The sequence below is a fragment of the Shewanella sp. 10N.286.51.B7 genome, from assembly GCF_002873615.1.
Taxonomy (GTDB): Bacteria; Pseudomonadota; Gammaproteobacteria; order Enterobacterales; family Shewanellaceae; genus Shewanella; species Shewanella electrodiphila.
The window spans coordinates 200,991-223,673 of the sequence record NZ_MCUF01000024.1 but is presented as its reverse complement, the minus strand read 5'-3'; the positions used below and the strand labels follow the sequence as shown (position 1 = coordinate 223,673).

Annotated in this window: 22 protein-coding genes; 19 read left to right on the top strand and 3 right to left on the bottom strand. The window is 35.2% G+C overall.

Annotated features, from left to right (window positions below; all coding sequences use genetic code 11):
- Window positions 1–175: 175 nt before the first annotated feature.
- From BCU84_RS06945 to BCU84_RS20810, 8 genes are all read left to right on the top strand, one after another.
- Window positions 176–721, top strand: a complete 546-nt coding sequence (locus BCU84_RS06945) for a hypothetical protein (protein WP_241906374.1) — start codon at window positions 176–178, stop codon at window positions 719–721.
- Between the two features lie 99 nt (window positions 722–820).
- A complete protein-coding gene (locus tag BCU84_RS06940; protein WP_102527344.1) occupies window positions 821–1,246 on the top strand; it encodes a hypothetical protein in 426 nt (141 codons plus the stop codon).
- A gap of 43 nt (window positions 1,247–1,289) precedes the next feature.
- On the top strand, window positions 1,290–1,814 hold the full coding sequence (locus BCU84_RS06935) for a hypothetical protein (RefSeq protein ID WP_102527343.1): 525 nt from the start codon (window positions 1,290–1,292) through the stop codon (window positions 1,812–1,814).
- A gap of 247 nt (window positions 1,815–2,061) precedes the next feature.
- A complete protein-coding gene (locus tag BCU84_RS06930) occupies window positions 2,062–3,123 on the top strand; it encodes a serine hydrolase domain-containing protein (protein ID WP_102527342.1) in 1,062 nt (353 codons plus the stop codon).
- A 260-nt stretch (window positions 3,124–3,383) separates the two neighbouring features.
- A complete protein-coding gene (locus tag BCU84_RS06925; RefSeq protein ID WP_102527341.1) occupies window positions 3,384–3,824 on the top strand; it encodes a UPF0158 family protein in 441 nt (146 codons plus the stop codon).
- Between the two features lie 88 nt (window positions 3,825–3,912).
- Complete coding sequence (locus tag BCU84_RS06920) at window positions 3,913–4,518, top strand: DUF998 domain-containing protein (protein WP_102527340.1); 606 nt, start codon at window positions 3,913–3,915, stop codon at window positions 4,516–4,518.
- Window positions 4,519–4,643: 125 nt separating this feature from the next.
- Window positions 4,644–4,985 carry a cupin domain-containing protein gene (locus tag BCU84_RS06915; RefSeq protein ID WP_102527339.1) on the top strand — a complete coding sequence of 114 codons (342 nt, stop codon included), beginning with the start codon at window positions 4,644–4,646 and terminating at the stop codon, window positions 4,983–4,985.
- A gap of 289 nt (window positions 4,986–5,274) precedes the next feature.
- On the top strand, window positions 5,275–5,526 hold the full coding sequence (locus BCU84_RS20810; RefSeq protein WP_198589541.1) for a hypothetical protein: 252 nt from the start codon (window positions 5,275–5,277) through the stop codon (window positions 5,524–5,526).
- Here BCU84_RS20810 and BCU84_RS06905 read toward each other — a convergent pair.
- Both BCU84_RS06905 and BCU84_RS06900 read right to left on the bottom strand, forming a co-directional pair.
- Window positions 5,523–5,843: a glutaredoxin domain-containing protein gene (locus BCU84_RS06905; protein WP_102527338.1), complete on the bottom strand. Its 321-nt coding sequence runs from the start codon at window positions 5,841–5,843 to the stop codon at window positions 5,523–5,525. The two genes, BCU84_RS20810 and BCU84_RS06905, sit on opposite strands and share 4 nt — an antisense overlap.
- Before the next feature lie 138 nt (window positions 5,844–5,981).
- Window positions 5,982–6,614, bottom strand: a complete 633-nt coding sequence (locus tag BCU84_RS06900; protein ID WP_241906373.1) for a hypothetical protein — start codon at window positions 6,612–6,614, stop codon at window positions 5,982–5,984.
- A gap of 556 nt (window positions 6,615–7,170) precedes the next feature.
- Between BCU84_RS06900 and BCU84_RS06895 the strand changes: the two genes are divergently transcribed.
- A complete protein-coding gene (locus BCU84_RS06895; protein ID WP_102527337.1) occupies window positions 7,171–8,289 on the top strand; it encodes an acyltransferase in 1,119 nt (372 codons plus the stop codon).
- 205 nt (window positions 8,290–8,494) lie between these two features.
- On the opposite strand, the gene BCU84_RS06890 is transcribed toward BCU84_RS06895, so the two are convergent.
- Entirely contained in the window at window positions 8,495–9,475 is a 981-nt protein-coding gene (locus BCU84_RS06890) for a hypothetical protein (RefSeq protein ID WP_102527336.1), read from the bottom strand.
- 294 nt (window positions 9,476–9,769) lie between these two features.
- Here BCU84_RS06890 and BCU84_RS06885 point away from each other — a divergent pair, with 294 nt between their 5' ends.
- From BCU84_RS06885 to BCU84_RS06845, 10 genes are all read left to right on the top strand, one after another.
- Entirely contained in the window at window positions 9,770–10,516 is a 747-nt protein-coding gene (locus BCU84_RS06885; protein ID WP_102527335.1) for a hypothetical protein, read from the top strand.
- A 110-nt stretch (window positions 10,517–10,626) separates the two neighbouring features.
- Window positions 10,627–11,379 (top strand): pseudouridine synthase, encoded by a 753-nt coding sequence (locus BCU84_RS06880; RefSeq protein ID WP_102527334.1) that lies wholly within the window; start codon window positions 10,627–10,629, stop codon window positions 11,377–11,379.
- Window positions 11,380–11,552: 173 nt separating this feature from the next.
- Window positions 11,553–11,861: a YkgJ family cysteine cluster protein gene (locus BCU84_RS06875; RefSeq protein WP_102527333.1), complete on the top strand. Its 309-nt coding sequence runs from the start codon at window positions 11,553–11,555 to the stop codon at window positions 11,859–11,861.
- A gap of 257 nt (window positions 11,862–12,118) precedes the next feature.
- Window positions 12,119–12,673, top strand: coding sequence for a hypothetical protein (locus BCU84_RS06870; RefSeq protein ID WP_102527332.1), 555 nt, complete (start codon window positions 12,119–12,121; stop codon window positions 12,671–12,673).
- A 211-nt stretch (window positions 12,674–12,884) separates the two neighbouring features.
- Window positions 12,885–13,052, top strand: coding sequence for a hypothetical protein (locus BCU84_RS20695; RefSeq protein ID WP_157936204.1), 168 nt, complete (start codon window positions 12,885–12,887; stop codon window positions 13,050–13,052).
- 114 nt (window positions 13,053–13,166) lie between these two features.
- A complete protein-coding gene (locus BCU84_RS06865; protein WP_102527331.1) occupies window positions 13,167–13,547 on the top strand; it encodes an STAS/SEC14 domain-containing protein in 381 nt (126 codons plus the stop codon).
- Window positions 13,548–13,860: 313 nt separating this feature from the next.
- Window positions 13,861–15,081, top strand: a complete 1,221-nt coding sequence (locus BCU84_RS06860) for an EAL domain-containing response regulator (RefSeq protein ID WP_133146623.1) — start codon at window positions 13,861–13,863, stop codon at window positions 15,079–15,081.
- Window positions 15,068–19,843 carry a PAS domain S-box protein gene (locus tag BCU84_RS06855; RefSeq protein WP_102527329.1) on the top strand — a complete coding sequence of 1,592 codons (4,776 nt, stop codon included), beginning with the start codon at window positions 15,068–15,070 and terminating at the stop codon, window positions 19,841–19,843. The genes BCU84_RS06860 and BCU84_RS06855 overlap by 14 nt, the downstream gene beginning before the upstream one ends.
- Window positions 19,844–19,869: 26 nt before the next feature.
- The gene (locus BCU84_RS06850) at window positions 19,870–20,952 is read left to right on the top strand and encodes a response regulator (protein ID WP_102527328.1); all 1,083 of its coding nucleotides are present in this window, start codon (window positions 19,870–19,872) and stop codon (window positions 20,950–20,952) included.
- Between the two features lie 110 nt (window positions 20,953–21,062).
- Window positions 21,063–22,349: a site-specific integrase gene (locus BCU84_RS06845; protein ID WP_102527327.1), complete on the top strand. Its 1,287-nt coding sequence runs from the start codon at window positions 21,063–21,065 to the stop codon at window positions 22,347–22,349.
- Window positions 22,350–22,683: the final 334 nt, after the last annotated feature.

The following is a 22,683-nucleotide window of genomic DNA, read 5'->3' as shown; positions in this document are numbered from 1 at the left end:
GATATATATTGCGTTGAATAGCTAAGGATGTTTTTCGGAATTATGCTAATAAGCCTGTTAGTCGGCATGCTAATTTAAGTTCCGCATGTATTAGTTTTAAATAATTGAATATAAGGGAATTATAATACAAGTTACATATAGGAAAGCGGAAGATCAATATCAAATAAGAGAAAGAATGTTTAATAAAATGAAAATACTTAAAATCATAACTTTAATGTTTATAACTGTAGCCATTGTTATTGTCCTTTCTTATGAAAAAATTATAACCAGTGTATTGTTGCCTCAGTATATAGACTGGGCATATGAGGTAGATCGAAAAGGGCAGGAAATAGGCGTCTCCTTAGATAAAAAAGAGTTGTTGCTCGCAGCTGAAATTGGAATCGTACATCCAGAAAAAGTAAGAATTGTTTATGTTAATGAAGTACCTTTCCCTTATGAAAACTTCGCATTAAAGGTTTTTGGTGAAGGGGTTGGGATTGTTGGTGAAGGAATAATAAACAATGCTCAAGTCTTCGGTTATTCAATATACGCTCGTAAAGACTTTGAGTTAAATAGGACGAGACTAGCTCATGAATTGGTTCATGTACTACAAATAGAAAGAGCCAGCTTGGATATAGTAGTAAGCCAGCATTTTTCCGATATGTCGAAATACGAATACGATAAAGCACCGTTAGAAATGGAAGCATTTGAAGCTAATAAAAAATACAGTGAAAACTGGTAGCTAAAATATTTTTTGGGGAAATTAAACAAAAAATAGTAACTAGCAAGCATCTGCTCCATATGTGAAGAGTTATTAGTTCTGTTTTATAACGGGGATTAAATGAATAAGTTAAAAACTTCAAGGGTAATAATAGCTATACCATTTTTTATTATTGGTACTGGTTCTGTCGTCAGTGCTTTCTGGCTTGTTATTGGCAGACTGTTGGAAGGAATGATGTGGAAAGAAGATGATAGTTTTGTTATTGGTGCGATGGTCGTGTTAATACTATTTGGAAGCTCTTTTATAAGCTTTGGAAAAGATGCCTTATATAAGGGGCATTCTAAAAAGTCTAAACGCTTAATAGGACCAACTATTTTCTATGCCATTGGTGTAATTATTTTAATTCCAGGAGTATGGTCATTCTTTGCAGGATCTCAACAAGCACTAATGATATCACTGCTTGGCATAGCTTCAATTATCTATGGTCTTCGTTTGTCACATAAAGTAAAAAAAGAAAAAGTAAAAATTATCTCAAACGAGGTTTAACAGCAATCAAACACAGACCAAGTTGTTTAAAAGGAGTATCACAATGAAGATTGGCGTTTCACTAGCAATTCTATTACTTACTTTTTCTAATTCAGTTCTCGCTGATTGTAAATCTGAACTTGCTGATAGACTCGAAGCAGATTTGAATTTAACTTATCAGAAATTTGATCAAACAAATGATTCAGGTTTTAGGTTGTTAGAAGCGTCAGGTTGTTATGCTGAAGCAGCAAGTTTAATTAAAGCCTTCATCAAACATAATAATTCAAAAGAGAATGCTTTAATCTGGCACCTTGCTCAAATGGAGGGCTTTGCTGGAAATTATGAACAAGCAATCACACACGCAAAAAGTGTTTTAATCGACAACGAAGACTTATCTAAGTTTCCAATGCATTGGAATGACTTTGTGTTGGGGAATATAGCTTTTTGGTCAAAAGATGAACAGAGCTTAAAAAAGCATATCGATAATATTCAGATAAACTCTGGATTTAAACCAAATAAAATAAATTTAAAATACCTAAGTAAGTTGCTTGCTAACTTCGATAGCAGTTATAGAGAAGCCCTTTTGTAAATGTAATGCAGAAAGTTATTAAAACAGCTTAAAAACAGTGGATTAGGCTTCATCCCTCTGAACTTTGGAACCAACTATTTTTAGCATCTTCATGTGGCATAAGGTTTTAACCAGCCTTATTTATAAGTATATATTTGTGAATAAATCATATTAATTGAATTAGCTACATCTTAAATTCCTTGCAGTGATGCAAGATTACTTGTCGTATCGTAAGCAGCAAAACATAACCAGCTCAAAAGGAAGTACTATGATTAAATCAGTTGTTATTAGTATTGTATTAATGCTCTTTTTACAATCTTTGGCTTACGGAAAAACACTCATGACAGTTAGCGATAAACTAAATCAGCGTATTGAGTATTATGTTGAAGAGGATAATTTTCAAGGTGCTGTTCTTGTAGCTAAACAAGGTAAAATCCTATTTAAGAAAGCATACGGCTATGCAGATATCGAAAAAGAAATGCCAAATACAACGCGCCATCAGTTTCTTATTGGCTCAATGACTAAATCATTAACCGCAGTTGCTGTAATGCGTTTGGTAGAACAAAACAAACTTGATTTACATGTTCCTATTACCACATATATTCCAAAACTTGATAGTAAACTGGCGAGCGGTGTTAGCTTGCACCACTTACTGAAACATCAATCTGGATTTACTCGCCACTTAGAGCACCTTGCAAGCTTTGAAGAAAAAGATATCACGTCTAGTGAAATCCTCAATATTATCAACACATCAGAACAATCATTCGAAGCTGGAACACAATACGAATACGGAAACCTAAATTATCACCTTGCTGCAATCATCATTGAAAATATTACGGGAAAAAACTACGCAGAGGCAATGCAAGCTCTAGTTTTTGCGCCATTAAATATGCAGCAATCTGGTGTTGAACGTATTGCTAATCCACCCAAAAACCGTGCTAATGGTTATCGAAAAAGTGTGTTTGGTATCAATAGAGATGAAAATATTGTTTCCTATGCCCTCGGTTCAGGTGATATTTACTCAACCGTAGAAGACTTATTAAAGTGGGAGCAAGCTCTCTATACGACAAGCTTTTTATCACAACAAAGTCTCGACTTGATATTCAATGGGGAGAGTAAAGCTTTTGGTTATTACGGTTATGGTTTTAGAATCAGAGAATATCAACGAAGTAGCAAGCATAATATACTTGGTAAATTAACCCGTCACGGTGGTTCAATGGATGGCTTTTCATCAAATTTACATCGTTATACAGATGACCAACTTACTGTAATTATTCTGGCAAACGTTCGGAAATTTCCAATTCGTACTCTAACCTTTGAACTAAAATAAATAGCACTTGGTGCAGATAGCTTGCAAAGAAGTAGAGCGTCATTTGAATAACATAAGCAGATAATCTAGAAAGATGGGATGGACTGTTGTGACTTATGAGCAGGAACTTGGAAGTTACTCTAACGTGAAAAACATAATAAGTTAACAACTGATTCTAATTGATAAATCACAGTTTGTTTTCTTCTTGGTTGCTATTTTTTGCAAACATTTTTTACAAATTAACAGGGTGTTAGCTACTAAATTACACATCAGAGGTCAGCATGAATATAAAATTTAGCGACGTTTTAGATCTATTTGAACTCGTCAATTTTGGTGCTCCTTTTGATCATGAGGGCTACATTTGTAAAGAATCAGGTAAAACATATTTTTATTCTGAGTTTGGTGATAATGAAGAAGAATTACCAGCCGATATTAATGATGAAAAATACTTGGCAATCCCTCATAAAACAGAATTAAACCTTGGTAATAATCTCGCTTTCGATTTTACGCTAGAACACTTACCTACAGAATATGAAAATGTACGTTCAATCTTTAATCGTAAAGGTGCTTATGCAAAGTTCAAAACGTTACTAGAGAGCGCTGATAAAATTGAAGAATGGTATAAATATGAATCAAAACGTACTGAGGAAGCACTACAAGAATGGTGCGCAGAACAAGGTGTTACACAAATATCAGCTAATAAACTGTCAATCAACAGGTAAGTATCTGATTTTTTTAGAATCTTTAGGTGTTTAGTTTACTTTATTTCGTGCTCTTAACGCGCGTAAGTTTACAAAAAGGGTTTTAGTGGTGTTTGAAAGTATTGCGATCTATTCAGGGTTAATTGCAACAGTTTGGATTTTCATGGGTGTATACGTAGTAAGCAGATTTTACGATGGTTACAATCATTCTAAACAATTTTGCAGTGAATTAGGGGCAACTGGTAGCCCAACAGAAAAATTGTCTCCCATAATCAACAATTATCCTCTTGGTTTTCTATTTTGCTTTTTCGGTTGGTACCTGGCGCAACTCTCAAATGTATCAATCTTAGTTAATGTGGCTGGTGGGTTGGTAATAGTTCATGGCATTGGTACTTGGATTGCAGGTTACTTTCCTATGGACGCTGATCCATTTACTAAGAATCCAACTTTTAATTGTAAGGTACATTCTTGGGCCGGTTTCATTATGTTACTTTCGTTAGTTGTAGCACCAGTCTTAGTTGCTATAAGTCCAACAACAATAATTATCCCTCTATATTTCCGTATTTTTTCAGTTGTTTCTGTTATCGCTGCTATTTATTATCTATTCGCTATGGCAAAAGCCGTAAAATCTCAAAGTAACCCTGGCATTCATCAACGTATGTCTTATGGTATTCAACTCATGTGGTTAAGTTGTTTTTCATTAGGATTGGTGTAATTGTGAATTAACATGGTCATTAATCCAAAAATCTACTGTGACTGTTCTTTTTCTCATCATTTATTTCATAATAATTTTTCGATTATTGCTCCGTTTAACGTAGCGTTTTATTTTAAGGAGCACGCTTGACCGTCATTAGTCATCAATCAGCTGAACATTATACTTGGGGCAATCAATGTGATGGTTGGCACCTTGTAAAATCAGATAGCTTAAGTGTAATCCAGGAAAGAGTTCCTGCGGGTTGTGCCGAGTCTCGCCATTTCCATGTTAAAGCTGAGCAATTCTTTTTTATATTATCCGGTATTGGAACCATGGAACTTGAGGGGGAAACTTTTAGGTTATCCCCAAATGAGGGGATACATATTCCTGCAGGTTCAAGACATCAATTGAGCAACCAACACGATCTTGATTTAGTCTTTACAGTCACTTCGACGCCACCGAGTCATGGTGACCGAATTGAAATATAATGAGGCTAGGTATCAGTGCAGGTGTAAGTGGGAAGGTTATAATGAAAAACTTGAATGACATTGTGACTCTTTATCATAAAGAGCTGCGCAAAGGCGATATATTAGTTGCGTATAACGAGTTGGTGAAATTTGTAATGAACACCAGAACGGAACTAGTAAAAGATTTAGAACACCAATACTCTTTTACAAAAATTCGCCATGGCTACATGGATTTCACATATTTTTATTACACCAATGATTTTTAAAGCGTAAAAATTTAAAATTTGCTCTTGTGTTAAATCACTTAGAAATGAGATTCGAGGTTTGGCTTTTAGGAAATACTATTCCAGTTCAAAAAGAATACTGGAACTGGTTAAAATCAACAAAGTGGAATAAAAAGAACAGTGAAATGCCTCAATATTCAATTATTGAGGCTGTAATAATCAATAAACCAGATTTTAATAACCTAAAATTACTATCCGAAAATATTCAGAAGAATATGATTCAAGTAACGGATGAAATCATAGCGTTATTGCAAGTACAAGCATCTAGCAAGGCTTAATGCAATGAAGCAACAATCTTACGAGGTTGAAACCCACGGATAATCACGCCATTGACTTGTAAGAGGGGAATCGCTTGCCCACCTAATGCTTCATAGCGCTCATTAGCATCATAAGACTTTTCAATATCATAATCAGCAAACGCGATGTTATTGTCATTAAAGAACTGACGTGCATTCTTGCAGTAACCGCACCAGTCCGTTGAGTACATCACAACGACATTGTCGGCTGCAAAAGTGGGCTTGTTCGTGTTATTGGTTATGGCATCCCAATTTTGATATAACGCATAAAGAACGATTAAAACGAATAACTTTTTCAATTTACACCTTCCGTGGAGTAATGAGTGGTTTAGAGAAATAACTTAGCGTCATTGAATCTGACAATAAGTTATTATCAATTTTTATGTTAAATTTAATTCGATGAGTTTTTATTTACTCAGATGAATGAGTTGAGTTCATTATTGTAAAAACTTGTGCTTATCATCAATCACACATTGCTCAATTGGCATGGGATTATTATCACGATTCACAATCCAGCATTCGTCGTAAATAGAGCAGTAGCAAAGCTCTATCGAAATTAAATTATCCACTTTTAAAATATCATCAACTTTATTACCTTTGTACAGCACTGGCGTGATCGTCTTTTGCGCAGATAACACCGTTTTTCCTATGTGAGATTGCGTAACCTCTTCGAATACATTGATATCTCTCCATTGGGATAGATATTTTTTATCGTGTGTTACCTTAGCGTACTTGATGACCGCTGGTCCTGTACCATTGTTAGAAACAATATATCTAAATGAATCGTAACCATAGCCTCTAGCTATTTCAACACTGGGCCAAACTGAAGCTCTAGCGTATGCGCGATCGATTGCTGCCGAATAAATCGAGGTAAAAGTGGTCACAATGCCAATGACTAATGCAGAAAAAGCAACAATCATTTCAGGATTCTGATACCAAGGTTTTTTAGCCAATTGTTGAACGATGAGGTTGTCAATTTGCTGTTCTCTGGTAGCTAACCTTTGCTCAGTCTCTGTTTGGTTGATTACTTGATCATTTACTTGAGAATTTGGCGGGATACCACTTTCCATGTTGGGAAATCCTATTGTGCATAATTGAATATTTTTATGGCTCGATGCTACCTATGTTAATAGCTTGTGACAAGTGTGTCTTGGTAAATTTAACCTAACTAAATGTCGCAGAATTAGTTAAAAGTACAATTAAATCAGATGAGTGACAGTATTCAATATGGCAGTATTCAAGATGGCAGTAATAAAGATGACAGTGTTAAGGGTGACAGTGTTCAAATTCGGCTGAGATACATTGTCTCATTGTGGAAGTTTATCATTGAGCCTTTAAGGTATTTGAGAAAAATAGCTGAAATTAATAATAACTAGGCAACATAATAAAATTTCATACTAGTGTTTTACCAGCATTAATTTCCACCATATTACCCCTCAAGTCGCATTAGCTGATCATCCCTGAATCCTTAAAAAAGAAGCCCTGATGAACGGAATAATGTTGTTAGCTCACTGATAAAAAATAAATAGGGGTATAAAAGAAATTACCTGCAATCGTATGTAATTGAATATTATTAGTACAGTCGCTAGCTTAGTAAGTTAAGGGATTGCTAATTAAGATAAAAACATGCCAAAGCTATACAGAATATTCAACCAACTAGCACTTAATAAACACAGCCAAACTAAGACAAGCTTTAATCTGCCTCTACATTTGTTTAGAGGTTTAGCCATTATTGCAATTGTTGGCGCACATGCTTGGTCATTTATGATTTTTTGGACAGGGTCGTTAGACTCGATAGGACTTAAGGTTCTTTTTTCGATAACTGAAATGTTGTTTCATGGCTCAACGCTTTATTTTGCACTTATCTCTGGAGTGCTATTTAGCATGGTATTAGCAAAACGCTCCTGGAAACAGTTTTATGAAAAAAAGTTATTACATGTAATTTTACCCTATATTGCAGTATCGTTATTTTACTTTTCGTTTTATGGGGGGTGGCAAAGCGAAATGCCTCAAAATGAATTTTTCATCAGTTTGTTGTTAGGAAAAGCGTCAATTCATTTGTGGTATATCCCCGTGTTAATGGTGCTATATCTATTAACGCCATTGTTATGGCAATTGGTTAGCAATCCTCAATATAAATGGCTTACATTGACCATTATGCTGATACCTTTGGTCATTTCACGTAGTCCATTTCCTGACTTTATTAAGTTACAAACGTTTTTTTATTTTGCTGGAGCCTACGCAACAGGCTTATTCTTCGGCTGTCATTTCAAGCGAATTTTAGATTTGATTAATCTACACATCAAAAGCTTATTATTGTTATTAGTGGTGTTAAGTGTAGCGATTGTCGCTAGTTATTTTTTCGACTTTTACGATACTGGTTGGTTTTCTGTTAGGCAGTCATTAATCTATTTGCAAAAATTGATTATTACAGGTGTTGTGTTAGTTGGGTTGTATTTAGCAACAGAAAAACCTAAATCTGCAAAGACACCAAAGCAAATCTCATTCTTATCGTTGGTGACTGTGTTAGGTGATATGGCGTTTTCAGTTTATTTTTTACATGTATTTTTTATGGGCTGGATTATTTATGTAGTTCAAAATTGGCTAATAACTGACAGAAATACATTCGAAATAGGTTTATATGGGCTCGCTAGTTTAGTTGGCTCTATTTTGGCAAGTGTCTTACTTACACTCATATTTCAAAAAATATTCTCAAATAGCTCGAGAAAATTGATCGGTGCATGACCTAGGTAGCTGAGCAGATAGTATGAAATTATCACAGATTCGAAACACTAAAGTGTTAAGGATATAGTCGCTTTTTTACAATAGAACCTATCTGAGATAGGGGCTTGAAACTCAACGTTGGAATGTGCCTGATGAATTCATTAACGGTACCACAAGGAGCATCATTTCACTCCTTGTGGGTATGATTAAAAATAACCTAAGCGTATTATTTTACTGTGTATCTTAATAATACTTCGTTATCGAGTACTACATTCGTTGACCAAATAAAACTGGCGCCAGCACCACTAAATTTATCAATAAAGTTCATATACGCTTTTTTATTGTTTACACCAATTTCATCTTCTGTGTATAGCGTTGCTTGTGGCCACAAACTTGAATCAAACTCTTTAGTCATCCAGTTATTCGGTGTCTGCCAATGAACAGCAAAAGCATCTTGTCCTTCATCAGTCCCTAGTGTACTGCATGTATTGGACATACGTTTACCTTTAGATTCTGTTAAACAAGTCAAATCATAAATAGGCGAGGTATAAAAAGTTTGCGCTTGCCAATCTTCATTAGTGACAGTGCCGTCACTAAAACTTGCTATAAAACCGCCATCACCAGGGTGATAAGCTTTACCTCGATTCTTTTCTGTTCCCAATCCCAGATTTTCTTCCCAATCAATGACTTTAATTGCAATCGTATAGGGTGTACGGACTTTAAATTTAACCAGACTTGAATTAAATGGCGTAAAAGGAACGGTATCAACTGCGATCATTTTGCCGTTGATATATAGCTCAAAATAATTGTCAGCAAAAATATAGCCAGTAATTTCTTCCCCATCAGGGTCAACAACAACGAGTGGCACATCAGCTTGATTGACATCAGCAATACTGCTGTGAGTGATGCCTGCACATTGCTCATATAAATCGATTGCTTTTGGAGCTGTAGTAAAGTGGTTTGTAGCAGGAACAGTCCATACTTTACCTTTTGAATCGGAAATTTCTCCAATACCAGCCATGCGACTGCGCCCGCTTTTACAGTCAAAAATATTCGGTTCAATTGTTTTAGCTAAGCCTTGGGTAATACTTCCTGAGCCTTTGTATTGACTGAGACCACTTAAAGAAGCTGCAGATAAATTAACACTTACCATAGCTAATAAAGATATTGATGAAAGTGTAGTTATTTTAAGGGGATTAAAGGTCATGTAACTTATCCTTGTTAATCATCATTCTGTTTATAGATTAGTCTTAAACTGTAAATACAACAAAACATCTTATTATGAGAGATTAGATTCTCTGTATTAAAAGGTAGCAGGACATATTACCTAATTGCTATTTAGGGTAAATAATCTGTAAAAATAGGCACATTCTGTTTAAATTTTTCGTTAGCACATCTGTAATCTCCCCACTTTTTGCTAAACCATAAAATTAAAGCTACTGATTTTAATTATTTTTTGACACAATAACATTTATAAGTGTGCTATCTAATGAGAATCTAAATGAAACAATTGATCGTTTTTGGTGTGTTATGTGTCAGTGTTAGTGGCTGTGATTTACTCGATGATATTATTCACCCTAAACCCATTGTTCCTGACGCTAAGATAGATTCGGGTTTTAAAGATCAGGCACGCCAATTAGGCTTGTCTGATGCGGTCATTAATCGTTTATGTGTGGCCACTAAAAAAATCGACACCCATTGCATTAATACAGTCAATGACAACGACGTCCGAGAAGTGAAAATTGAATATTCAATGGAACAAGCGGTTATCAATAAAGATAATGCCCGTAGCTATAATAATAGCCGTGTTGTATTTCATTTAGCGACCGATGACTCTGCATCAAAAGTGTATTTTGAGAATACTCGCCAATATATTCAAAGCGATGGTTATAGCTATACATGGTCTGAGCCTGAAGGTTACGAAACCACATCACTTTCATTAGCAAGTGATAGTGATAATCCTGTTTTATTGACTAATGTAAGTGAGATTGAAGAAGTCTCAACTGATGAGTTATATGAAACCACATATTCTGAATTATCAAATGACGACTATACATTAGTTGCTGGTGCTGAAGTAATGGATGACATTACGACGGTTCTGTTTCCATCATTAACCTATATGTTAACCTTAGATGAATCGTTAGAACCTATTGATAATAGCTTTGCTATTTACACCGGTGGTCACAGTAATATCTTAGGTAACTTTGCGCCGGTTATTGCTGATGCCATAGAAGAAGTTTGGTTCTAACGTTATCTGCTAATCAGTAAATCATTTCAGTATCAAAACGGCTTCAGGGCCGTTTTTTGTTTGGGTGTTAAGTGTAAAATTCTCGCCAATATAAGTGATTAGATAAATAAATGAGATTAGACAAATTTGTAATGCGCAGCACTCGATTAACGAAGCAACAAGTAACCACTTGTATTGAATCAGGTGAAGTCACTGTTAATCAACAAGTCATAACAGATGTTCGTTACCAAGTGCATGAAAATAATCTGATTAATTATCTGGGTGAGCAACTCATTCCTAGAGCATTTCGTTATTTGATGTTTAATAAGCCAGCCAATACCATTTGCTCAAATGTTGATGGTGACTATCCCTCTATTCTTAATCAAATTAATATTGAAGATAAACAAGAATTGCATATTGCTGGGCGGTTAGATGCAGATACAACCGGGCTCGTTTTGATCACAGACGATGGTCGTTGGTCATTTAACATTATGCGGCCTGAACAAAATTGCGAAAAGACTTACCGGGTGACTCTGTCCAAACCACTTGCGAATGACGTCGTTAAACGTTTTGAGAAAGGGGTATTGTTATCGGGTGAGGCAAAACCAACACTGCCAGCTAAACTGAAGAAAATTAGAGTTGAACAAGCATTCGTACCAGATCCAAGCCAAAACCAGCAAGATGGTTATAAAACTCAGATGCCACAGCAAGTATTATTGACCATAACAGAGGGGCGCTATCATCAAGTAAAAAGGATGTTTTTCAGCGTAGGTAATCGCGTCAATGCGTTGCATCGTGAGCAAATCGGCCAGCTTAAGTTAGATATACCGCTCGGTCACTGGCGATATTTAACTCAATGTGAAGTTAATTCATTCATTAACTAACCAATCCTAGTTACGAACTGTTGAAAACGAGTGCAAACAGCACTGAAATCAGATGTTATGTTATGTAGAAAGCCGCCTCTAGGTTATTATCTGCTACAGAATAGATTCCCTAGCTACATCTATCGCTAAACTACTAGCTTTATTATTAGCTATTACCAAAATAAATGGTTTAAATGAAAATTGAAATCACCGAAATCCTCAGTGTTGATAGCACAGATATTGATCCCAATATCACCTGCACAGGTTGTAAGGCCTGCTGCTGTAAACTTGAAGTGATTTTAATCTCGGATACTGGCGTGCCTGAAGAATATATTGGTGAAGATCAATGGGGCGGGGAAGTCATGAAGCGATTAGATGATGGTTGGTGTGTAGCTGTAGATAGAGAAACACTTATGTGTACTATCTATGAAAACCGCCCTTGGGTTTGCCGTGAATTTGAAATGGGCTCTTATGAGTGTGTTGAAGAAAGACAACAACTGTAATTAACCCGTTTGATTTTACTCTTGTTAGTTGTTTTCCTTCAATTTTATTTCTCAATCAATAGCTAAATTTATCACTTAAAGTCAAAGCTTTAATGTTAAACACCAATAATGTAACACAAAGCCGTTCTGTAAATATTATGGGTAGTTTGTCGTCCAAATATTTATAGTGTTTAATGACTAATTTCAATAAGTTGACTGAGTTACTTGCGTAATTGTTTTAACCTTATACAGACAGAACAAAGGATATGTGAATCAACATGGATGGAATGCAATTTTTTATTGAACTGTTAGATAAGTTAATTTGGCCTGCGGTGTTTATTTTTAGCATCATAACGCTTCAGAAACCACTTACTGCCTTAATACCATTAGCTAAGAAATTAAAATTTAAAGACTTTGAAATTGAGTTTGGTCAAGAATTAAAGGCAGTATCTAAAAAAGCTGAAGGTGCTTTCCCTGAACTTGAAATTGACAAGAAATCAGTTTTGATTGCTTCAGTTGAAAATTTACCTAGCTCGTCAATTATACAAGCGTGGGCTGAAGTTGATAGCGCTGCTGAAGGGCTAATTAAAGCGAAAATAGCCAATGTTAGTTTCGATTCTGACACTCGATACAAAGACATTGAAGAGATTTTAGTGACTGAAGATTTAATTGATACTAAGAAAGGTAAGTTGTTTAGTGAACTTCGCCAATTACGCAACAAAGTGGCTCATGCAAAAGGTTATGAGGTTGGGAAAGTAGAAGCTATTCAATATATTGAATTATGTTTCGTCATGGTCGACCATTTGAATCAATTGAAATTACAATCTGAATAGTCACTATAGTCAAGAATGAGATAGGTATCGGTGAACTATTTTAGCAGCCGTCGACAATACTGTGGTGTGATGTATTTAAACATTTAAAGTTCACCATTGCGCTAACAGCTTATCACTTATTAGCAAGCTTAAATTCTTAGTTGCAGGCTTTAATCAATGATTTTGGCTAAAGGGTATGAAGAGTTTTTCTTCCTAAGTTAAAGCAGTGCACTTGAATAAAGGATGTGAACGTCAGTATGACACTAGCTGGTCCCTCTGTGTTAATGGTGAAGTGTTAGATGAAGGTAGTCCACTGTCAGGTAATGCGACGGACTCACGTACCGTTTATCAGTACCAAACAGGCCGAACATTCCGTCTCAATGCACGTATGAATTTCTAAATTCAATACCTGTAAAAAGCTACCTTTGGGTAGCTTTTTTTTTGGACAAATATGCTAACTTAGTAGTGTTCTAGTAATTCGGTTCGTCGCTATCAATGTTAGAAGGAGAAATTTATGACCCAGGAATCACATGGCTTTTCTATAGGCATAGAGAGAATTAACAGTGATGTTTTTTTATCACTAAAAGCAAAAGGGACATTAACTCATCAGGACTATCTTACAATAACGCCAATTATCGAATCTGCTTTAGCAGAAGTTAACAATCCTAAGGTAAAAGTTTTCATTGATGGTACCGAGTTAGACGGCTGGGAAATGAGAGCTGCGTGGGATGATTTAAAGTTAGGGCTGAAACATGGCAACGAATTTGAAAAAATAGCTATTTACGGCAATAAAGGCTGGCAAGAGTTTGCTGGCAAAATTGCGAAATGGTTTATACACGGTAAATCACAGTTCTTTGAAGATAAAGACAAAGCACTTCAGTGGTTATTGAACTAATACCGAAACCTTAAACACACCTTGTTTACCATAAGTAAAAGTTAACGAGGTATGCTTAGGGTTTATAAGGCTTAGCAGCATTTGAGCAATCTTTATTGCTTAGGTTATTTACTTAGGTTATTTACTTAGGTTATTTACTTAGGTTAATTGCTTCGGTCAAAAGCTTTGAATAAGTGATAAGTTTCAAACTGCTTTGTCTTTATGTGATCAATGTATTAAACCTTATCTGGCAACATCCTGTTTCTTCCTTGTTTTTTCTTATTTATGTCTATACTTATTTTATGAAAAGGAATTTCGAATAAGTGGAGGTATAGTGGCTAAGGAAATACGTTCTATACTGATTGTCGATGACCAATCAATCATCAGAAAGATTTTTATCAAAAGCCTACAGCTGTTGGGTAAATTTGATATTTCTGAAGCAGCTGATGGATTAGATGCTTTCAATCTTATTAAAACATGTAATTTTGATATGGTGTTTTGTGATTTAAACATGCCAGTCAAAGACGGTTTGTATCTATTAGAACGATTAATCGAAATTAAATACACTAGCCCAATCGTATTATTTAGTGGTGAAGATGAAAATCTGCTTAACTCAGCGAAAGTATTAGCCTCTCATTACCACTTAAACATCCTTTCAATCGTTCCCAAACCAATAACTTCAATGATGCTTAAATCTCTGATTAAGCAGGCGAGCTCTCTAAAAACATTTACAGTACAAGAACCATTACTAGAGCTCACACAAGAACAACTTCAGTTTCATCTAAAGCAAGGTAATGTAAAAGCATATTTTCAACCTCAATATAATCTAAATACAAATCAAGTCTCGGGATTTGAAGCACTAGCCCGAATAGTCGATGGCGATAACGTTATTTCGCCATCGCAATTCATTAATTCAGCAGAAAATACTGGCTTGATTTTACCGTTAACGAAAGCGGTGATCACAGATGCCTTTGAAAACTTTTCAAAATTAAATAACACATTCTCATCACTCAACTTATCAATTAACTTGTCCGGAAAGATTTTAGTGGATGACACTCTACCGCAATGGATTGAAAGCACCGCATCTGCAAACGCGATTGCAAATAGCGCCATTACTTGTGAGCTAACAGAAACAGCCATTCCATCGAACCCTTCGATCATGATTGTCGCCTTACTCAGGTTAAGGATGCTGAAATTTAAATTATCAATTGATGATTTTGGTACTGGGTTTGCTTCATTAGAGCAATTACATATGTTGCCTTTTGATGAGCTTAAAATCGATCGATGCTTTGTGTCAGATATTTTAAATAACACAAAGTCTCAAGCTCTCTTCAGAAGAAGTATTTCATTAGCTAATGACCTTGATTTACTCGCAGTAGCAGAAGGTGTTGAAGACTATGAAACTAAATGTTTAATTCAGCAACTTGGTTGTTCAATTGCCCAGGGGTTTTTCTTTTCTAAACCATTACCTGCCAATGAAGTCGTGAATAAAATTAATCAGTTAGGCTTGGGTTTTGGTGCAAAAGAAGAGGTAAGTCCAATTGAACAAAAATAAATTAATGACTGTAAGCTTTTTGGCTATTTCTGTTGTTTTGTTAACTAGTATTTATATATTTGCACAAAATAACGATAAATTACTTCAAGAACAGACGGTATCTTTCTATGAAAAACAATCAAAGATGCTAACTGGGTTAGTCGAAAAGAGTTTATATGAGCAGCTAAACGATACTCAATTACAGCCTTTAATCATGGGGCCAGTAAATGAAAATAACTTGATCGATATTATTAGTACTGAGAGTTTTAAAACTAAACTAAATACGCTAACCACACAAAAAGACAACTACATCAAAATTGCGATATTAGATCTACAAGGTAAGGTCTTAGTCGAAACCACTAAAAATAAATTGTCTGCTAATGTTCCTAAGTTTAACGTAGACCAATTAACAATCGCTAATTCAGAATGGTTTAAAGCAATTCGAAACAACCAGGTTAATCGCATTCAACAGGCTGACTTGTTTGGGCCGCAACAACAATTTATTGATAATTATCCTGATAGATATGACTTACTAATAGGTCATCCAATTTTTGCTGAAAACGGAGATAAGATCGCGATATGGATAAACATTATCGATTTTAGCCTCATAGAAGAAATTTTTAAAAATACCTATCAACAACTAGCGCTAAACGACTTACATCATCTCGAGTTGGCGTTAATTAACGACCAAGGTTATTTGTTAATTGATTTTGACCCCATTAGTAAACACCAAAACAGTTATCAACGTGATTTTTCTATATTGAATCAAGTTAATTTAATAGACGCAGGGGTTAAAGGGGCTGATCGAGCGATAGCTGGCTTTTCTGGTGTAGAATTAACCAGCCACGAAACTAAAGACGTTGAACAGATCATAATTTTTAGCCACTTTTCAGGTCATAAACAACGCCCAAATATCGGTTGGTCAACCATTATTCGTATTGATCAACAGGATGCTTTTTCTGTTTCTCAGTTATTCGACAAAAATGTATATCAAACATTAATAATTAGCTTCTTACTTTTGCTCACTTTAGGTTATTTGATATATAAACAACTACTTATACCACTTAATAACTTAACTCACTCTATAAAAAATTTATCAACAAACCCAAATAGTAAGCATCGATTAACAAATGTTGATCACGAGACACATATTATAATTGACGATTTAAAGCAAAAATTTATCGATAACCAAAAGCTGGTTGATAAAAACAAAATACAACAAGAAATATTAGATTTGCAAAGAAGTGCAATTGATTCAACCAAAACGGGAATTGTTGTTACTGACATCAGACTGCCAGATCAACCTATTATTTTTATCAATAAAGCTTTTAGTGATATCTCTGGATACAGCGCAGAAGAGGTTTTAGGTAAAAACTGCCGTTTCTTGCAAGGTCCCAATACTGAAAAAGCATTAATAAAGCAGATGTCACATGCTATTACTAAAGGAAAACCTTGTGACGTTGTCATTACTAATTACAACAAAGCAGGTCATTCGTTTATTAATAACTTATCTTTAGGGCCAGTGTTTAATAAAAATAACCAGTTAACTCATTACATCGGTGTGCAAAATGACATAACCGAAGAAAAGCAAAAAGAAGAAGCATCGATGGTAGAAATGGCATTGATATTAGAAGAGCGAACGAAAGAATCTAAAGACTCTGCCAACAGATTAAGAGCTGTTTTTGATACCACTTTTGACGGCACAATTGTTTTAGATGAACGAGGTAATATCAAAGATGTAAATCGATCTTTAGAGTTAATCTTTGGTCGGACACGTACAGAGTTAATTGATTATAACATCAGTATATTACTCGTCAGCTTACAATATAATCAACAAGATCAATTGCATAAATCACCGTTTAAAGATTGGCTTAGAAATTACATCGGACAAACACAGAAAATTTATGGTTTACATAAATCAGGGCATCAAGTCCCACTTGAATTTTCCGTAGGTGAAACAGTTCTTGAAGCAGAAACAATGTATGTAGCGATTGTAAGGGATATTTCTGTACAGGAGCAGACTAAACGGCGAGAACTTGAATTACAGAAACAATTACATGATCAGGAACTTATTTATCGAACAGCATTTGATCAGGCTGCTGTTGGCATTGCACGTGTTGGAACCGATTCTAATTTTTTAGAAGTTAATACAAAGATGTGTGAGATTTTAGGCTACGAAGAAAGCGACTTATTGACTAAAAAAATCAAAGATGTCACTTATGAGGAAGATATTCCTCAATCATTTCAATATATAAAAGATCTACTTGAAAACAAGAAGTCATTTTTTACTACAGATAAGCGTTATATTAGGGCTGATGGAATTGTATTTTGGGCTAATTTATCTGTTTCATTAGTCAGAGAAGATGCCACTCAACAACCTTTATTTTTTATCGCTGTTGTTGAAGATATTTCAGAACGAATCGCATCGGCAGATGCATTACTCCTAGCAAACGACGAAAGGGATAAATTACTCAGTGGTATCAATTTAGCTTCAGAAGCCGCAGGCGTATGTAATTGGGCTTATGACCTTCAAACTGGAGAACTAAATTGGGATTCGCGTATGTGCCAATTATATGGTGTTGATGAGAATCAAACTATAGTTTATGAAGATTGGCGAAATGGGGTTCATCCCGATGATGTTGAAATAGCAGAACAAGAAGTCGCTGATGCTATAGACAATATTTGTTCAATTAAAACTGAATTTAGAGTCATCAATAAAGTAGATAAGTCCATTCGATGGGTTCAGTGTTCAGCTGACTTATTGTTGGATGAAAATCAAAAACCAGTCACCATGTATGGTATTAATATTGATCTTACACATGAAAAAAAAATTCTATTGGCGCTAGAAAAAGAAAGCCAGGCGGCCAAGCAGGCAAGTAAATCTAAGTCTAGATTTTTAGCTACGATGAGTCATGAGATTAGAACGCCGATGAATGGTGTAATAGGGATGATTGACCTTCTTAAAAACACACCTCTTAACTCAGACCAAAAAAGAATGGTAACGACCATTCGTGACTCGTCGTTTTCATTGTTAGATATTATTAATGATATTTTAGATTTTTCAAAGATAGAGTCGGGTCAAATTGAAATTGACTTAACACCATGTAATGTACTTTCGATAGTCGAAAAAACCATGGATAACCTATGGATTAATGCATCAAACAAAAATGTTGAATTGTACATCAACCCTGACTTATCAATGCCTAAAGAGTTAATGCTGGATACTGTTAGGGTAAGACAAATTCTGCTTAATTTATTAGGAAACGCGATTAAATTTTCAGGTGGCAAAGAGGACAAAGGAAAGGTAACGGTTAAAACACAGTTTGAAGAAAATTTATTGTCATTAGAAGTGATTGATAATGGTGTGGGGATTTCAACAGAGCAGCAACAAAAATTATTTGTTCCTTTTTCACAGGCCGATTCATCAACAACGAGGAAGTTTGGCGGTACAGGTTTAGGGCTAAGTATAACCAAATCGTTTACTGAACTAATGAAAGGCGACATACAAATTAACAGTGAGCTTGGTGAAGGAAGCTCATTTAAAGTTGTTCTTCCTGTACAAGCAGAATCATCTAAAGAAGTGGAATTTGAGCAATTCGATTTTTCTATGTATGCAGTATTTATTGCATGCTCTAATGATGACCTTGCTAATTCTTGCCATACAATTTTAGCGCAACTTAAACATCACAATATCCACGTTATATCTATTGACGACTGTTATCTTGTTACACAATCATCAATGCCTGCTGTATTACTTACCGACACAGAGCAATTTAAATGTACTAATGAATGTAAACAAGTTAAAACCTTACAATTAAACTCAGATCCTATTGAAAAAAAAGGGCATATTGACCCTTACACTTATGTGGTAGGAACACACCCACTTAAACCGACAGAATTGATATTCGGTCTTGCAGTGTTATGCGGTCTAGAAAGTCCGATACTTGATTGGTCCACTGAAGATAATCAATCAAATAAAGCTGTTGTGCCTCAAACTATTGCAGAAGCTGAGTTAAATAATACGTTAATTTTGGTGGCAGAAGATCAACCTACCAACCGTTTAGTATTAGGCAAACAGCTAGATAGCCTTGGATATGCTTATGAAATGTCTGAAGATGGTGTTATAGCCCTCGAACTGTGGAAAACAGGTCGGTTTAGCTTATTACTAACTGATTGGCATATGCCAAATATGGATGGATTAGAATTAACTAGAACCATTAGAGATATAGAAAACCTCGAGAATAAGACTCCTACTATCATTATCGCAGTTACAGCTAATGCCATGGTCGGCGAGTCTGACAATTGTTTTGATGCAGGTATGAATGATTATATCGCTAAACCAATAGAAATAAGTACTTTAAAGGAAAAGCTAGCAAAGTATTTAGACATTAACAGTCAAGAATCAACATTAACGGCAGATTCAAACTTACCAACTCAAGAGTTTACACAGTCCGTGATTGATTTCAGTCAATTAGAAGCTGTGATTGGTACCAACGATAAAGACATTACTGATGAGATTTTAGCTATGTTTTGGTCAAGTGTAGTAGATGATTTTGAGTTAATTAAGCAAGGGCTTGAAAATAGAGACCCAGAAACAATACGAAGTAGAGGCCATGCAGCAAAAGGCGCTTCCGTATCAAGTGGCGCAATATCATTAGGTGAGTTATTTAAGTGGATCGAGAAAAACAACGATAACTTTGAGGGGATAGTAACTCATATCAATGAAATTGAAGCAGAATTAGTATTAATTAAACGTGTTTTAGAAACCAGAACAGTACTCTAGTACATTGATAAGCAACAGGGCGGTTTATGGACAATTTAATGAGTGTGGTGGTTTTTTATCATTCAATTGAAATTAAAAAAGTGATTCGAGAAATCCTTAGAAATAAATATCAAAGTATTTTGTACTGCGATGTTAATACTAACCAAGAACAGTTTATTGCTTTTATGACGGATAAATCTCAGCCAGTGTTATTTATTTATGCTTTTGAAAAAACTGAAGAAGCAATTGAATTTAATGATATTTTTGTAGAACTCAATAAAAACAAGAAAATCCATAGTGATAAATATTTATCTTTATTAATCTGTTGCAGAGAACATCGTGAAGCTGCCTATTTTGAGTGTTCGAAAGGGCGCTTCTATAGCTATGAAACTTTTAGACCCGTATATGATATGAATAGGATTAGGCTTTCAATAACGCAAATGGGTGACTTATTAACCAGCCAAGATAAAGTTAACTCTTACCAACAAGATAAAAAGGCAGTGATTAAAAAATTACAATCTGTTTCACAGCAGCTGCATGAAGTTGAAACATCTTTAACAGACGAAAAGGGCATACAGCATAATTTACTAACCGAGCTTATTTCTGAAGTCGATCAGTTATGCAAAGGAGATATGACTGAGAGTGCTGAAGTCAAAGTGCAAGTAGAAAAGATTAAACCTAGAGTTGAAAATTTTAAGGCCCATAATCAGAAATATTTTAACGAAATAGGCAGCAAGGTAAGGGCTGCTAAGCCTAGCTTTAAGAAAAAAATGCCTTTAGTACTTGTGGTTGATGATCAAAATGTAATGCTTAAAATTATTACCACAATTTTAAAACCCAAAGGCTTTGATGTTGAAGTCGCAACTAATGGGGCTGAAGCACTAAACAAACTAAAAAACTGTCAGCCAGAACTTGTGTTATTAGATATTGATATGCCAGTAATGGATGGAATTCAAACACTAAAAGCCATAAAAGAAATTAATGAATTAAGCCAGGTTCCAATCATTATGCTAACAAGTAACACAGACAAAGAAAGCTTTATCGAATGCCGTGAATTGGGTGCTATTGATTACATTGTAAAACCTACAAATGCAGAAACACTACTGAAAAAAATACTTGCGGTAATTTAACTTAAAGGTATTAAATTCAATATAAACGGCTATTTTAGTGCCGATAAATAACGTTATCGGCATTAAGTAATTCTGGTATAATTAATCAATTATTTCAGCAAGATAAGATTATGCTAAACGAGAAACCTCCAGTTTACCCTCTATTTGATTCCGCTGACTTTATCCTTGCGGGTAATAGCTTTGTTAATCAACATATCACCACGATAACGCTTCATAAAGTGCCAGATGCTGGCTTAATTATTGAGCATTGTTCCGATTGGTTATTTGAACAAAAACAATCTGAGAATAATTACAAAGCGTATCGTAGCGAGCTAACAACGTTCTTGCATTGGTGTTTTGATGTCGCGTCACTTTCACCGATTCAAGTAACGCGTAAGGATATTGCCCGTTATATAAACTACTGTGAAAACCCGCCAATTGATCTTGTTGGCTATTTTAATGTGGCACAATTTAAGACAGATAAACCTTCAGGAATAAGGTATCCAAACTCTGCATGGAGACCGTTTATCGGTAAGAAAAAGCTTGGTAAACAATTGCCATACAGCCTAAGTGAGAATGCATTAAAGACTAAAATTGCAATTGTTTCATCATTTTACGGCTATTTAAATAGTGAAGAATATACTGAGCGAAATCCTGCACAATTATGGTTAAAACACAGTCGTTTTGCTGTTAATCGTAAATACGTAAAAAATGACGATGACAACCATCATGCTTTTACTAAATTACAATGGTCATATGTCGTCAGTACAGTAACTGAATTGGCAGAAAAAGAACCAGAAAAACATCAACGAAGTCTGTTTTTAATCAACATATTATATAGCTGTTACTTACGTATTTCTGAGATTAGCGCCCGTGCTGGTTACTCACCAATGATGAGTCAGTTTAGAAAAGATGCTCACAATGGCATTTGGTATTTCTACGTACCATTTTCAAAAAGCGGCAAAGCTAGAAGTATTGCAATATCTGCGTCACTGTTAGACGGTCTTCAAACATATCGCCATTTTCTTGGGCTTAGTGATTTACCTAATATTAATGAGCAACAGCCAATTTTTATTAGACACAAAGCAGCTTCTCATGGCCGAGAGTCTGGTGAGTTAAATGCAAATTTAGGTATCAGGCAAATAAGAGAAGAAATAGATACGCTCATCAATCTTGCAGCAGATAAAGCATTAGAAGATGGCTTTGATCATGACAGTGAATTGATGAGGAAACTATCTGCACACAATATCAGGCATACTGGGATTACTCATGACATCAATATTAATAAAAGGCCGTTATCACATGTTCAAGCTGATGCAGGACACGAAAGCATTGATACAACGTCACAGTACTTGCACACCACACAAACAGAACGTCATCAAAGTGCTGCCAACAAACCACTGGATCATTTAGCCTAAAACTTAGGCGCTCGTATGTGAAATCTGAATGAGTATCAAGGGTGTTAGGTTCAGATTTCACGTAGCGACGCCATAAATAATGTGCTGTTTTGCCTGTAAAGTGGCGGATTCTTGTTAAAACAGCACGGTTAATACGATTACACATAACTGCGCACAATGTATATTATGTTAAATTGAATGTTTCTTTAAGGATTCGAAAGTTCGTTCAGTGCTTTATTCGATATGAACTGCGGTTAAAGCCAACTGCTGTTGTAAAAGTGTTTGTGGTTTTAAATTATCTAAAACCAAATAAGAGATTTTCAATCGCAATATTCAAATGTCATTAATCTATTAG

What these genes read in the sequence shown, in the direction of transcription:
- BCU84_RS06945 (WP_241906374.1), top strand. Translation starts at nt 176, where the DNA reads ATGTTTAATAAAATGAAAATACTTAAAATCATAACTTTAATGTTTATA.
- BCU84_RS06940 (WP_102527344.1), top strand. Translation starts at nt 821, where the DNA reads ATGAATAAGTTAAAAACTTCAAGGGTAATAATAGCTATACCATTTTTT.
- BCU84_RS06935 (WP_102527343.1), top strand. Translation starts at nt 1,290, where the DNA reads ATGAAGATTGGCGTTTCACTAGCAATTCTATTACTTACTTTTTCTAAT.
- BCU84_RS06930 (WP_102527342.1), top strand. Translation starts at nt 2,062, where the DNA reads ATGATTAAATCAGTTGTTATTAGTATTGTATTAATGCTCTTTTTACAA.
- BCU84_RS06925 (WP_102527341.1), top strand. Translation starts at nt 3,384, where the DNA reads ATGAATATAAAATTTAGCGACGTTTTAGATCTATTTGAACTCGTCAAT.
- BCU84_RS20810 (WP_198589541.1), top strand. Translation starts at nt 5,275, where the DNA reads ATGAGATTCGAGGTTTGGCTTTTAGGAAATACTATTCCAGTTCAAAAA.
- BCU84_RS06900 (WP_241906373.1), bottom strand. Translation starts at nt 6,614, where the DNA reads ATGGAAAGTGGTATCCCGCCAAATTCTCAAGTAAATGATCAAGTAATC.
- BCU84_RS06895 (WP_102527337.1), top strand. Translation starts at nt 7,171, where the DNA reads ATGCCAAAGCTATACAGAATATTCAACCAACTAGCACTTAATAAACAC.
- BCU84_RS06890 (WP_102527336.1), bottom strand. Translation starts at nt 9,475, where the DNA reads ATGACCTTTAATCCCCTTAAAATAACTACACTTTCATCAATATCTTTA.
- BCU84_RS06885 (WP_102527335.1), top strand. Translation starts at nt 9,770, where the DNA reads ATGAAACAATTGATCGTTTTTGGTGTGTTATGTGTCAGTGTTAGTGGC.
- BCU84_RS06880 (WP_102527334.1), top strand. Translation starts at nt 10,627, where the DNA reads ATGAGATTAGACAAATTTGTAATGCGCAGCACTCGATTAACGAAGCAA.
- BCU84_RS06875 (WP_102527333.1), top strand. Translation starts at nt 11,553, where the DNA reads ATGAAAATTGAAATCACCGAAATCCTCAGTGTTGATAGCACAGATATT.
- BCU84_RS06870 (WP_102527332.1), top strand. Translation starts at nt 12,119, where the DNA reads ATGGATGGAATGCAATTTTTTATTGAACTGTTAGATAAGTTAATTTGG.
- BCU84_RS06865 (WP_102527331.1), top strand. Translation starts at nt 13,167, where the DNA reads ATGACCCAGGAATCACATGGCTTTTCTATAGGCATAGAGAGAATTAAC.
- BCU84_RS06850 (WP_102527328.1), top strand. Translation starts at nt 19,870, where the DNA reads ATGGACAATTTAATGAGTGTGGTGGTTTTTTATCATTCAATTGAAATT.
- BCU84_RS06845 (WP_102527327.1), top strand. Translation starts at nt 21,063, where the DNA reads ATGCTAAACGAGAAACCTCCAGTTTACCCTCTATTTGATTCCGCTGAC.